Origin of the sequence: Mycolicibacterium hodleri, from assembly GCF_025822245.1 — a bacterium.
Taxonomy (GTDB): Bacteria; Actinomycetota; Actinomycetes; order Mycobacteriales; family Mycobacteriaceae; genus Mycobacterium; species Mycobacterium hodleri.
Genome location: NZ_JACKTL010000069.1, coordinates 24,838 through 37,697 on the forward strand (window position 1 = coordinate 24,838; position 12,860 = coordinate 37,697).

The 12,860-nt window shown below is 68.6% G+C and carries 10 protein-coding genes; 5 read left to right on the forward strand and 5 right to left on the reverse strand.

Features of this window, described 5'->3' with window-relative positions; translation table 11 throughout:
• Positions 1 to 21 precede the first annotated feature (21 nt).
• Genes H7J06_RS28310 through H7J06_RS28320 form a run of 3 tightly spaced genes read left to right on the forward strand, consistent with a single transcriptional unit; the run spans position 22 to position 3,478 of the window.
• A complete protein-coding gene (locus tag H7J06_RS28310; RefSeq protein ID WP_264042764.1) occupies positions 22 to 648 on the forward strand; it encodes a TetR/AcrR family transcriptional regulator in 627 nt (208 codons plus the stop codon).
• On the forward strand, positions 645 to 1,565 hold the full coding sequence (locus H7J06_RS28315; protein ID WP_264042765.1) for an alpha/beta hydrolase: 921 nt from the start codon (positions 645 to 647) through the stop codon (positions 1,563 to 1,565). The genes H7J06_RS28310 and H7J06_RS28315 overlap by 4 nt, the downstream gene beginning before the upstream one ends.
• A 50-nt stretch (positions 1,566 to 1,615) precedes the next feature.
• A complete protein-coding gene (locus tag H7J06_RS28320) occupies positions 1,616 to 3,478 on the forward strand; it encodes an ABC transporter ATP-binding protein (protein WP_264042766.1) in 1,863 nt (620 codons plus the stop codon).
• Here the strand turns inward: H7J06_RS28320 and H7J06_RS28325 are convergent.
• On the reverse strand, positions 3,475 to 4,320 hold the full coding sequence (locus H7J06_RS28325; RefSeq protein WP_264042767.1) for a MaoC/PaaZ C-terminal domain-containing protein: 846 nt from the start codon (positions 4,318 to 4,320) through the stop codon (positions 3,475 to 3,477). The two genes, H7J06_RS28320 and H7J06_RS28325, sit on opposite strands and share 4 nt — an antisense overlap.
• A gap of 1 nt (position 4,321) precedes the next feature.
• Positions 4,322 to 5,674, reverse strand: coding sequence for a 3-oxoacyl-ACP reductase (locus H7J06_RS28330; protein WP_264042768.1), 1,353 nt, complete (start codon positions 5,672 to 5,674; stop codon positions 4,322 to 4,324).
• Between the two features lie 150 nt (positions 5,675 to 5,824).
• Here H7J06_RS28330 and H7J06_RS28335 point away from each other — a divergent pair, with 150 nt between their 5' ends.
• A complete protein-coding gene (locus H7J06_RS28335) occupies positions 5,825 to 7,144 on the forward strand; it encodes an acetyl-CoA C-acetyltransferase (protein ID WP_264042935.1) in 1,320 nt (439 codons plus the stop codon).
• A 109-nt stretch (positions 7,145 to 7,253) separates the two neighbouring features.
• Here the strand turns inward: H7J06_RS28335 and H7J06_RS28340 are convergent, their stop codons facing one another.
• On the reverse strand, positions 7,254 to 8,393 hold the full coding sequence (locus H7J06_RS28340; protein WP_264042769.1) for a TDT family transporter: 1,140 nt from the start codon (positions 8,391 to 8,393) through the stop codon (positions 7,254 to 7,256).
• An 18-nt stretch (positions 8,394 to 8,411) separates the two neighbouring features.
• Here H7J06_RS28340 and H7J06_RS28345 point away from each other — a divergent pair, with 18 nt between their 5' ends.
• A complete protein-coding gene (locus H7J06_RS28345) occupies positions 8,412 to 9,362 on the forward strand; it encodes a TIGR03564 family F420-dependent LLM class oxidoreductase (RefSeq protein ID WP_264042771.1) in 951 nt (316 codons plus the stop codon).
• On the opposite strand, the gene H7J06_RS28350 is transcribed toward H7J06_RS28345, so the two are convergent.
• Positions 9,363 to 10,775, reverse strand: coding sequence for an alpha/beta hydrolase (locus H7J06_RS28350; protein WP_264042772.1), 1,413 nt, complete (start codon positions 10,773 to 10,775; stop codon positions 9,363 to 9,365).
• A 100-nt stretch (positions 10,776 to 10,875) separates the two neighbouring features.
• The gene (locus H7J06_RS28355; protein ID WP_264042773.1) at positions 10,876 to 12,711 is read right to left on the reverse strand and encodes an acyl-CoA dehydrogenase; all 1,836 of its coding nucleotides are present in this window, start codon (positions 12,709 to 12,711) and stop codon (positions 10,876 to 10,878) included.
• Between the last annotated feature and the right edge of the window lie 149 nt (positions 12,712 to 12,860).

Consider the following 12,860-nt stretch of genomic DNA (forward strand, 5'->3'; position numbering starts at 1 on the left):
GCGATTGCCTAGTCTGATCTGATGGCCGGTGGAACCAAGCGATTGCCGCGCGCGGTGCGTGAGCAGCAGATGCTCGACGCGGCCGTGCAGATGTTCTCGGTGAACGGCTATCACGAGACGTCGATGGACGCGATCGCCGGCCAGGCCCAGATCTCCAAGCCGATGCTCTACCTGTACTACGGGTCCAAGGAGGAGCTGTTCGGCGCCTGCCTGGACCGGGAGCTGGCACGGTTCGTCGACACCGTCCGCGGGGAGATCGACTTCAGCCAGACCCCGAGGGACCTGCTGCGCAACGCGGTGGTGGCGTTCCTGAGCTACATCGACACCAACCGGGCGTCGTGGATGGTGTTGTACACCCAGGCCACCAGCTCGCAGGCGTTCGCCCACACCGTGCGCGAGGGGCGCGAGCGCATCGTCGACCTCGTCGGCAGGCTACTGCAGTCCGGCACGCGAAATCCCGAGCCGGACACCGACTTCGACATGATGGCCGTCGCGTTGGTGGGCGCGGGCGAGGCGGTGGCGGCGCGCGTCAGCACCGGCGACGCCGAGGTGCACGAGGCCGCCGAACTGATGATCAACCTCTTCTGGCGCGGCCTGAAGGGCAGACCCGCCGACAGCCAGGCATCGGCGGCCGCGGGCTTGCCGTGATCGAGCACGTCGCCATCCCGCGGGGCCCCTTCGCGCTCGCCGGAGATCTGCACCTGCCCGACGACTTCGCCCCCTCCGCGCGCCGGCCCGCCGTCGTCCTCGCCACGCCGGGCAGCAGCGTCAAGGAACAGATCGGCGGCAACTACGCGTCCCGGCTGGCTCGCCGTGGACTCGCCGCCCTCACCTTCGACCCCAGCCATCAGGGCCGCAGTGGCGGCGAACCGCGCGACCTCGAGGATCCGTACCGGCGCGGCGAGGACATCTCCTACGCCGTCGACGCGCTGAGTGCCGTGGACGGCGTCGACCCCACCAGGATCGGCGGGCTCGGCATCTGCGCAGGCGGCGGCTACGCCGTGCACACCGCTCGCACCGACCACCGGATCAAGGCAATCGCGACGGTCGTCGCCAGCAATGTCGGCGAGGCGTTTCGTAGCGCCGCGTTCGCCCCCGACGGTCCGGTTGCGGCGCTCGACGACCTGGCCCGCCAGCGCGTCGAGGAGGTCGCCAGCGGCACGCCGGCAAGGGTCAACTGGCTGCCCGACACGCTCGAAGACGCTGCCGCCCTTGGCATCACCGACGTCGACACCCTGCAGGCGATCGAGTTCTACCGGTTGCCACCGGCGTACAGCGAGCACTCCACCAACCGCCGTCTGAGCCAAAGCGACCCACTGCTGCTGGGCTACGACGCCTTCCACCTCGTCGACCCGCTGCTCAGCCAGCCGCTGCAGGTGATCGTCGCCGGTCGGCGCGGCACCACCGGCCAGTACGAAGCGGGAATGGCGTTGTGGGACATGGCCCCCAACCCCGTCGACCTCCACGTCGTCGATGGCGCGGGTCACTATGAGATGTACGGGGTGCCGCGGTACGTCGACCAGGCCGTCGCACGACTGCTGGCGTTCTACGACGAGCACCTGTGAGGTGACGTAGCGTCCGACCACGGATTCGGGCCGGCAGAAGAGGTGTTCCCATGGTCGACGCAGCGCAGCCGGGCGTACGGCCGGACCGTCTGATCCGGCGCAGCCTGGGCATGCTGCCCGCCGTGCGCCGTTCGATCGTCGCCCTGTTCGTGGTCGGCGCGTTGGCCTCGGCCCTGCCCTACGTCAGCGCGGCGGCCTTCGGCCCCATGATGCAGGTCGTCGCCGACGCCGGTACGAACGGAAACCTCACCGAGGTGTGGGACATGCGGGGCGCGTTGGTCGCCCGGACCGACGGGCCGCTCGGGGGCGTGGCCGGCTCGGTGCCGTTCGCCGTCCTGTTGACCGTCTGGGCCGGCGCGCTGGTGCTGACCCAGCTGATGTACCTCGTGAACGCCTGGGTCGGCACGAAGGTCGAGCGGGCGCTGGTCACCGACATCCGCCAACGGGTCCACGACCACCTTCAGACGTTGTCACTGGACTTCCTCACCGCCTCGCGCAGCGGGGCGCTGATGCAACGCGTGACGACGGAATCCGCCGGGGTGCAACGACTTCTGACGGGGTGTCTGCTGCCGCCCCTGATCGACACCCTGGTGCTCCTGGTGGCGGTCGGCTACCTGGTGGCGCTGTCGTGGCAGATGACGGTGGCCGCGCTCGTCCTCACGCCGGTGGCGCTGGTGGTGCTGAAGGTCGCCGGCGGACACGTGCAGGCGGCGGTGCGGCGGACGATGACCGCGGATCGGGCGATGGGCGCCGAGCTGGAGCAGACGATCAGCGGCATCGCCGAGATTCAGCTCTTCAACGCGCAAGCGTTGCGCAGCAGCCGCTTTCGGACGGTGTCGGACGACGCCGCCCGCAGCGACGCCTCGACGACGATGTGGATGCAAGCCACCGCCAACGGTTCTCAGGTGTTCATCGCGTTGAGCACGGTGGTGGTGTTGCTGGTCGGCATCGGGTTCAGTTCGAGCTTCGGCCTGACGTTCGCGGGACTGATGGTCTTCGCCGGAATGGTGCCGACGATGTTCGGTGCGGCACAACGCGTCATGGGCGCCTACACCACCTATCAGTCCGTGGCGCCGAGTGCCGCGTCGACCTATGAGTTGCTCGACACCCGCCCCACGGTTCGGGAGTCGCCGGGCGCAACGCCGCTCGGAAACGTTCGCGGCAACCTGGTGTTCGACGACGTGGTGTTCGGCTATTCGTCGACGCAGAAGGTGCTCGACGGGTTGTCGTTCTCGGTCGCCGAGGGCGAGACGGTGGCGCTGGTCGGCGGTATCGGGTCGGGGAAGTCGACGGTCTACAACCTCGTGCTGCGATTCCTCGACCCGCAGCGCGGCCGAATCCTCCTCGACGGTCATGCAATCGACGAGGTCACGATCGCCTCGCTGCGTGACCAGGTGTCGAAGCTGGCCCAGTTTCCGTTCTTCGTCAAGGACACGATCCGCGAGAACATCCGGTTGGCCCGGCCAGGGGCCACCGCCGCCGAGATCGAGGAGGCGTGCCGTAGGGCCAACGTGCACGCCGTCATCACCGACCCGAAGAAGATGCCCGCCGGGTACGACACGGTGGTGGACGTGCAGGTGCCCTCCGGCGGGCAGAAACGCCTGATTGCGTTGGCGCGCTGCCTGTTGCGTACCCCGGAGGTGCTGTTGCTCGACGAGCCCACCGAGAACCTCGACGCCGGTCAGCGGGCGCTTCTCACCGGCGTGATCCGCGGCTACGCCAAGGACCGCACCTGCCTGGTGATCAGCCACGACATGGACTTCATCGCCGCGGTCGCCGATCGCATCCTGGTGATCGAGGACGGTCGCATCGCCCAGCAGGGCGACCACCAGACGCTGATCGCCGCCGGCGGACCGTACAAGCGGCTGTACGAGGCGCAGAACGTCGACCCGAGCCTGGTCTACCCCAGCTAGATCGCCCGCACCGTTGCAGTCAGGTGCGGGTACCCCTTCGACAGGTTGCGCAGCGTCAGGTCCCAGCCGTCGGCGACGTGCTCGGTGTAGAGGCCGACGCGGGCCGGCAGCAGAATGGGCTTGCCGAACCGCACCGAGTACTTCACCGCATCGCGAAGCTGTCCCTCGACGTTGGCCAGTACCGCTGCGGCGGAGAACATTCCGTGCGCGATCGAGGTCGGGAACCCGAACAGCTTGGCGCCGATCGAGCTGGTGTGGATCGGGTTGTGGTCCCCGCTGACCGACGCGTAGTGCCTGATCTGGCTCGGCGTGATGTGGAGGATCGCGTTGGGCGGCGGCAACTTCTGCTGCTTGCGCGGTTGCTCCGGCTTCGGCTCGTCGGACAGGCTGGTCCGCTGCTGGTGCAGGAACGTCGTCACCTGATGCCAGGCGACCTCGTTGCCGACGCTGATCTCGGTGATCAGGTCGACCAGCAGGCCCTTGCGGTGTTCGCGGAGGTTCTCCGCGTGCACCTTGACGCCAACGGTGTCGGTGACGGAGATCGGGCGGTACTGGGTGATCTGGTTCTCGACGTGCACCGAACCCATTGCGGCAAACGGGAAGTCGAAGCCACTCACCAACGACATCACCGACGGGAAGGTCAGCGCGAACGGGTACGTCAGCGGCACCGAGTCGCCGAAGCGCAGACCCGTCACCGCGGCGTACTCGGACACGTTGGCCGGGTTGATCGCCACGTCGGAGATCGTCACCGTTCGGTCGGGCAGCGAGGTGCCACGCGAGACGAACGGCAGCGCTCCGGCCGCGGCCAGCGCCATGTTCCTCAGACCACTCGGTTGGGTCATCTCACGCTCCCAACAGGGCCTGGCCGCACACCCGAATGGTGTTGCCGGTGACGGCGTTCGACGCGGGGCTGGCGAAGTAGGCGATGGCCTCGGCGACGTCGACCGGCTGGCCGCCCTGGAAGAGTGAGTTCATGCGACGTCCCACCTCCCGGGTGGCCAGCGGGATCGCCTCGGTCATCTTGGTCTCGATGAACCCCGGTGCGACGGCGTTGATGGTGATGCCCTTCTCGCCGAAGACGGGGGCCAACGCCTGGGTCATGCCGATCATGCCGGCCTTGGTGGCGGCGTAGTTGGTCTGGCCGCGGTTGCCCGCGATGCCCGCCATCGAAGACAGGCCGACGATGCGGCCGCCCTCGCCGATCGTGCCGTTGTCGACCAGGCCCTGGGCCAACCGTTGCGGGGCAAGCAGATTGACGGCCACGACCGAATCCCAGCGACCCTCGTCCATGTTGGCGAGCAGCTTGTCGCGGGTGATGCCTGCGTTGTTGACCAGCACGTCGGCCTTGCCGTCGTAGTGCTCGCGCAGGTGCTCGGTGATGCGGTCGACCGCGTCGGCCGCCGTGACGTCGAGGGCCAGCGCGGTGCCGCCCACCTTCGTGGCGGTCTCGGCCAGGGCGTCGGCGGCGCTCTCCACGTCGATCGCCACCACCTTGGCCCCGTCGCGGGCGAACACCTTGGCGATCTCGGCCCCGATGCCCCTGGCTGCGCCGGTGACCAGGGCGACCTTGCCGTCGAGCGGCTTGTCCCAGTCGGCGGGCGGCACCGAGTCCTGGGCGTCGACGTAGAACACCTGAGCGTCGACGTAGGCGGACTTGGCCGACAGGAGGAACCGGATGGTGGACTCCAGGCCGGTGGCGGCGGGCTTCGCGTCGGCGGCCAGGTAGACCAGTCCGATGGTCGCGCCGTGCTGCAGCTCCTTGCCCAGCGAGCGGGTGAAGCCCTCGAGCGCCCGCTGCGTGATGCGCTCGTCGACGCTGGCCGTCTGGTCGGGCGTGGTGCCGACGACGACCACGCGACCGCTCGAGCCGATGTTGCGCAGGACCGGGGTGAAGAAGTCGCGGAGCGCCTTCAAGCCCTCGGGGGTGGTGATGCCGGTGGCGTCGAAGACCAGGCCGCCGAACGTGTCGGCCCAGCGGCCGCCGACGTTGTTGCCCACCAGGTCGTAGTCCTCGGCGAGCGCGTTGCGCAGGGGTTCGGCGACGCGGCCATCACCGCCGATGAGGAGAGGACCGGCGAGCGGCGGCTCGCCCGCCCGGTAGCGGCGCAGGGTCTCCGGCTGCGGAACGCCGAGTTGCTTGGCCAGGAACGAGCCAGGTCCGGAGTTGACCACTTGCGAGAACAGGTCGGAAGCCACAGAGCTGCCTTTCGAGGAGACGGGTAGTGCGTGCGGGACTGGGGTACCCATGACCGCGCGAGATTGTCGTATCGGTCACGAACTTACTCCAGAGTAAGAACGGTGGGTAGTATGACGCTCGACACCAGCAACCACAGTCAAGCAACGGAGATGAACGTGGCCGACACCCAGTCGCCCAGCAAGGCAGCCCGCAGAGTGGCCATCCTCGGCGGAAACCGGATCCCCTTCGCGCGCTCCGACGGCGCCTACGCCAACGCGTCGAACCAGGACATGTTCACCGCCGCGCTCGGAGGGCTCGTCGACAGATTCGGCCTGAAGGGCGAGCGCATGGGTGCCGTCGTCGGCGGCGCGGTGCTCAAGCACAGCCGCGACTTCAACCTGATGCGCGAGTGCGTGCTCGGCAGCGCGCTGTCCCCGTACACGCCGGCGTACGACCTGCAGCAGGCCTGCGGCACGGGTCTGCAGTCGGCCATCGCGGTGGCCAACGGCATCGCCCTCGGGCAGTACGACTCGGGCATCGCCGGTGGCGTCGACACCACCTCCGACGCACCCATCGCGTTCGGCGACGACCTGCGCCGCGTCCTACTCGGCCTCCGCCGCGCCAAGTCCAACGTCGACCGGCTCAAGCTGGTCGGCAAGCTGCCCGCCTCCATTGGCGTCGAGATCCCCACCAACGGCGAGCCCCGCACCGGCCTGTCGATGGGTGAGCACGCCGCCATCACGGCCAAGGAGATGGGCGTCAAGCGCGTCGACCAGGACGCCCTCGCGGCCGCCAGCCACCAGAACATGGCCGCGGCGTACGACCGCGGGTTCTTCGACGACCTGGTCAGCCCGTTCCTTGGGCTGTACCGCGACAACAACCTGCGCCCGGATTCGTCGGCCGAGAAGCTGGCCAAGCTCAAGCCCGTGTTCGGGGTGAAGAACGGCGACGCCACCATGACGGCGGGCAACTCGACGCCGCTGACCGACGGTGCCTCGGTGGCGCTGCTGGCCAGTGACGAGTGGGCTCAGGCGCACTCGATCCCGGTGCTGGCGTACTTCGTCGACGGCGAGACCGCGGCGGTCGACTACGTCAACGGTCCCGACGGTCTGCTGATGGCGCCCACCTACGCGGTTCCTCGCCTGCTGGCCCGCAACGGGCTGACGCTGCAGGACTTCGACCTCTACGAGATCCACGAGGCCTTCGCCTCGGTGGTCCTCGCGACCCTGAGCGCATGGGAGTCCGAGGAGTACTGCAAGGAGCGGCTGGGTCTGGACGCGGCGCTGGGCAGCATCGACCGGTCCAAGCTCAACGTCAACGGGTCCTCGCTGGCGGCGGGCCACCCCTTCGCTGCCACCGGCGGTCGCATCGTCGCCCAGCTGGCCAAGCAGCTCGCCGAGAAGAAGGCCGAGACGGGCCGGCCCGTGCGCGGCCTCATCTCGATCTGCGCGGCGGGCGGTCAGGGCGTCACCGCAATTTTGGAGGCGTGACCTCCGGGGTGTAACGCCCCGCGACACCGCGTCGATATGTCCAGTAGCTCCGTGTTGCCGTCAGCCCCCCCGACCCGACGGCAACACGGGGCTTCTTTCATGTCTGGGGTCAGGCGGGCGTGGGCGGATCCTTCTTCGCCCGCACCGGCCCCGCGTTCGCCGGCGGCGGTGTGAACAGGCTGCCGCCGACGCTGCCCCTGGCCGTCCGCGTGGCGACCAGACCCCACGTGCACAGCAGCCCGGCGTAGGCGAGCAGCGCCGCGACCCGGAACGCCGGCAGGCCGGTGTGCACGGCCAGCTGCGTGGTGCCGGTGACGAACGTGCCGACCGGGAAGGTCAGGCTCCACCACGTCAGCGCGAACGGCATGCCGCGGCGCAGGGTGCGCACCGTCAGTGACGTCGCCAGCACGATCCACAGCAGCGCGAAACCCCACACCGGCACGCCGAAGAGGACCGCGAAGAGGTTCATCGCCTTGGCCAGGTCGGCGGGCACCGCCAGCGCCGCGGCCGTGCCAAGCAAGCCAGCGGCCGTGATGCCCTGGCCCAGGGGCCCCAGCACGATCCACAGCGTGGGCACGCGCGCGGTGCCCGAGGTGCCGTAGTGCGCAAGGCGGCTCCAGATCATGCTGATGATGATCAGCCCGGCGAACAGCGACAGCCCGAACATCGCGTAGCAGCCGTAGAGCATCGTGGTGCGTCCCGTGCCCGGCGCCATGTGCGGGATCAACAGCGCGCCGGCCGCCGCGGACACCATCGGCGGGACCACCGGCATCAGCCAGCCGCCGAACGCCGCGTCCGGTTCGACGTTGAACTGGGTGAACATGACGAAGGGGATGGACACCGCCGTGAACAGGCCGCCCACGGTGCCCGCCGTCCACAGCACCCACGCCAGGTCGACCGCGATCCGCGCCCCCAGGAGGTCCTTGCCGACGAGGATCGCACCCGACCCGACCGTCATCAACGCCATCGGGCAGGCACCGTAGAAGTGCGCCATCTGCGGATTGTGGGAATGGCTGCGGGCGACCGTCGGATGGCGGAACCACTGCACGCTCACCGCGACGAGCAGCACCACCAGCAGTGCCGCCGCGACCACCCACACCACGCGGGAGAAGACGTGCAGCCCCGGCACGTGGATCGGCAGCCCGACGCCCGCGGTCGCGACGATGCCGGTGCCCATGACCGACGCGAACCAGTTGGGACCGAAGTTCTGCAGTCGCGCCGCTTCGGTCGCCGTGGAGGGTGCGGTCATGTGTGGCATTGAACACCGATGCACTCGTGCTTCGATGGACGCGTGCAGATCTCCATGTTTGGCCAACTCGGCGACGCGGGCCGTGACAATCCGGTCGACGCGTGCGTGCAGAACCTCGCCCAGTTGCGCGACGAGGGCTTCCGCCGCGTGTGGATGAGCCAAATGCCTTATGAGCCGGACCTTCTCACCGTCCTGGCGGTGGCGTTTCGCGAGGTCCCCGACATCGAGGTGGCCACCGGCGTGGTCCCCATCCAGAATCAGCACCCCATGCAGATGGCGCAGCGCGCGCTGACCGTCAGCCTGGTGTCACACGGGCGCTTGATCCTGGGCCTGGGCATGACGCACCAGGCCGTGACCGAGGGCATGTGGGGCATCCCGTGGGACAAGCCGGTGCGCCGGCTCAACGAATTCCTCGACGGTCTGCTGCCGCTGCTGGCCGGTGACGCCGCCGACGCGACCGGTCAGACGGTCACCACCAGGGGAGCACTGATGATCGCCGGGGCGCCGAGGCCCGACGTGTACGTCGCCGCCCTGGGTCCGCAGCTGCTCAAGATCGCCGGCCGCCGGACGTCGGGCACGTGTACCTGGATGACGGGGCCCAAGACGCTCGCCGGTCACGTCGGCCCCACGCTGCGGCAGGCGGCCGCCGACGCGGGCCGTTCCGAGGACGCCGTCCGCGTGGTGGCGGCGTTGCCGGTGAGCGTCACCGACGACGTCGACGGCGCCCGCAAGCAGGCCGCCGAGCAGTTCAAGATGTACGGCGTGCTTCCGTCCTACCGCGCCATGCTGGACCGCGAGGGCTACGCCGGGCCCGAGGACGCCGCCATCATCGGCGACGAGGCGACGGTCCGGGAGCGGCTCGCCGAACTGAGCTCGGCCGGGGTCGACGAGTACGTCGCGGCGACCTTCGATCCGTCTCCCGAGGGCCGGGCCCGCACCCGCGCGGCGCTGCGCGCCCTCGACGCCTGATCAGATCTTGGCGACCGGTGCGCCCGCGGGCAGCGGCACGGCCTGGACGCCGGGGGTGTGGATCGCGCCGGCCAGCCAGGGCAGCGCCGCGGTGAACACCTGGGTGGCCAGTGGCCAGTCGTGGCGACCCGTCGTCGGCACCACCGAGCACGTGATGCCCTTGGCCTTGCCGAGCCCGCACAGTGTGTTGGCGGCCTGCGTCTGATCGGTGGGCATGCCGTCCGCGTCGCGCCCGCCCAGCCCGACGGCACCCTCGCTGTGCGGCATGTTGAACTTCTTCGGCGCATCGGTGGAGATGGCGAACCAGCCCGAGACGCCTTGATAGGGGCCGTGTTTGGCCATGACGGTCGCCGGGTCGAACTGTGCCCAGGCCGCCTCGCTGCCGCCGTAGAGCCGGGCGACCGTTTGATCCTTGGTGCCCGCGTTGGGCCCCGTGTCGCCGGCGATGTCGACGAAGCTGGAGAACAGGTCGGGATGCATGACGGTCAGGTCGACGGCGCAGGTGCCGCCCATCGACCAGCCGACGACGCCCCAGTCGGAGCTTGCCGAGCTGGTGCCGAAGGTGGCGTTCACGTAGGGCACCACGTCCTTGGTGAGATGGTCGGCGACGTTGCCGCGGGTGCCGTTGACGCACTCGGTGTCGTTATTGAACGAGCCGCCGGAGTCGACGAAGACCAGCACGGGTGCGTTGCCGCCGTGGGATTGGGCGAAGGAGTCGACGATGGACGCGGCGTTGCCGGTGCGAAGCCAGTCGGCGGGGGTGTTGAACTCGCCGCCGATCATCATCACCACGGGCAGCTTCGGCGCGGGGTTGGTGGCGAACCACCGCGGGGGCAGGTAGACCAGCTCGGTGCGGTGCTTGAATCCCGATGCGGCCGACGGGATGTCGACCGGCACGACGCTGCCGTGGTCGAGCACGGTGCCGGACTTCTGCATGGCGGTCACGGTGTCGAGGTCCGTCTCGTCGGGCAGGGGACCGGCGGTCAATTGGTTCCAGGCGACCTGCACGGTGGGGAAGTAGCCCACCCAGGTGTTGAGCGCCAGGCCGGTGCTCAGCAGGCACAGCGGGACCGCCGCCACCGCGGCGATGCGGCGCCACTTCACCCCGCGCCAGCCGAATATCGCTGCGGCGAGGGCGAATCCCGTCACACCGGTCCACACCCACAGCGAGTCGGGAGCGGGATCACCCGCCATGCCCTGGGAGTCGACGTACCAGTGCGCCCACGCGGCCGCGCCGACGCCCACCAAGACGGCCACGGGTGCCCAGATCAGCCACCAGCGCCGCGCTCGCCAACCCAGCGCGGCGACCAGCACCACGAGCGCGATGATCTGGATGGTCAGCGGCAGCCAGCCCTGCAGGAGCGACAGTCCGTGGCGGTAGGTGGCAGGAGCATCGGCGGCCAAGAAGTGCACGTTTACATGGTCGCAATGAAACCTGGGCGGTAGCTGTTCGGCGGTTATGAAACGCAAGAGGCCCCCGCCGCAGCGGGGGCCTCGAGCGCGTGATTCGACGTTAGAAGGCAGCCTCGTCGAGTTCCATCACTTCGTTGTCGATGTTCTCCAGCACCAGACGCGTGCTGGACAGCAGGGGCAGGAAGTTCTTGGCGAAGAACGACGCGACGGCGATCTTGCCCTCGTAGAAGGACTTGTCCGCGCCGGTCGCACCCTGGTCGAGGGCGGCGATGGCCACGACGGCCTGCTTCTGCAGGAGCCAGCCGAGCACCAGGTCGCCGACGCTCATGAGGAAGCGCACCGAACCGAGGCCCACCTTGTAGATGTTGGCCGAATCCTCCTGGGCCGACATCAGGAAGCCGGTCAGCGTGGCGGCCATGCCCTGGACGTCGGCCAAGGCGTTCGCCAGCAGTTCACGCTCGGCCTTGAGGCGTCCGTTGCCGGATTCGTTCTTGACGAACTGCTCGATTTCGTTCGCGACGTAGCCCAGCGCAACACCCTTGTCGCGGACGATCTTCCGGAAGAAGAAGTCCTGCGCCTGAATGGCGGTGGTGCCCTCGTAGAGCGAGTCGATCTTCGCGTCGCGGATGTACTGCTCGACCGGGTAGTCCTGCAGGAAGCCGGAACCACCGAAGGTCTGCAGGCTCTCGGTCAGCTTGGCGTAGGCCTGCTCCGAGCCGACGCCCTTGACGATTGGGAGCAGCAGGTCGTTGACCTTGCCCGCAAGCTCGGGGTCCACGCCGTGGACGGCCTTGGCGACCTCGGCGTCCTGGAACGTCGCGGTGTACAGGTACAGCGCGCGAAGAGATTCCGCGTAGGCCTTCTGCGTCATCAGCGACCGGCGCACGTCGGGGTGGTGCGTGATGGACACGCGGGGCGCGGTCTTGTCGGTCATCTGGGTCAGGTCGGCGCCCTGGATGCGGCTCTTGGCGTACTCGAGCGCGTTGAGGTAGCCGGTCGACAGCGTGGCGATGGCCTTGGTGCCCACCATCATTCGGGCCTGCTCGATGACCTCGAACATCTGCGCGATGCCGTTGTGCACCTCGCCGACGAGCCAGCCGACGGCGGGGGTGCCGTGCTGGCCGAGCGACAGCTCACACGTCGCCGAGACCTTGAGGCCCATCTTGTGCTCCACGTTGGTGACGTAGACGCCGTTGCGCTCGCCGGGCTCACCGGTCTCGAAGTCGAAGTGGTACTTCGGCACGAAGAACAGCGACAGGCCCTTGGTGCCCGGACCGGCACCCTCGGGACGCGCAAGCACCAGGTGCAGGATGTTCTCGCCGAGGTCGTCGGCGTCACCGGAGGTGATGAAGCGCTTCACGCCGTCCAGGTGCCACGTGCCGTCGGGCTGCTGGACTGCCTTGGTGCGGCCCGCGCCGACGTCGGAACCGGCGTCGGGCTCGGTGAGCACCATGGTGGAGGTCCATCCGCGCTCGGCGGCCAGGATGGCCCACTTCTTCTGCTCTTCGGTGGCCTGGTTGTACATGATCTGCGCGAAGCCGGCGCCCATCGAGTACATGTACACGGCGGGGTTTGCGCCGAGCACGCTTTCCATCAAGGCCCACTGCAGTGCGCGGGGCATCGGCATGCCGCCGAGCTCCTCGTCGAGGCCGATCTTGTCCCAGCCGCCGTCGATGATGGTGCGAACAGACTTCTTGAAGGCCTCGGGCAGCTTCACCGTGTGGGTCTCGGGATCGAACACCGGGGGGTTGCGATCGCCGTCGGCGAACGAATCGGCGATGGGTCCCTCGGCCAGCCGGGTGATCTCCGCGAGCATCTCACGGGCGGTGTCGCCGTCGAGGTCGCCGTAGGCTCCCTCGCCGAGCACCTTGTCCATTCCGAAGACCTCGAAGAGGTTGAACAGCTGGTCACGGACGTTGCTCTTGTAATGGCTCACGAATTCTCCTCGATGAGATGCCGTCTGCGGTTGGGTACTCGGGCTAAGTTACCCACCAGTAACTGCCGCCAACTATACCGGCTGGTAACTTGTTCGCAAAGCAGTGTCGAGCAAATTTCCGCTGGCTAACCAACCCGACGGTTGATTGG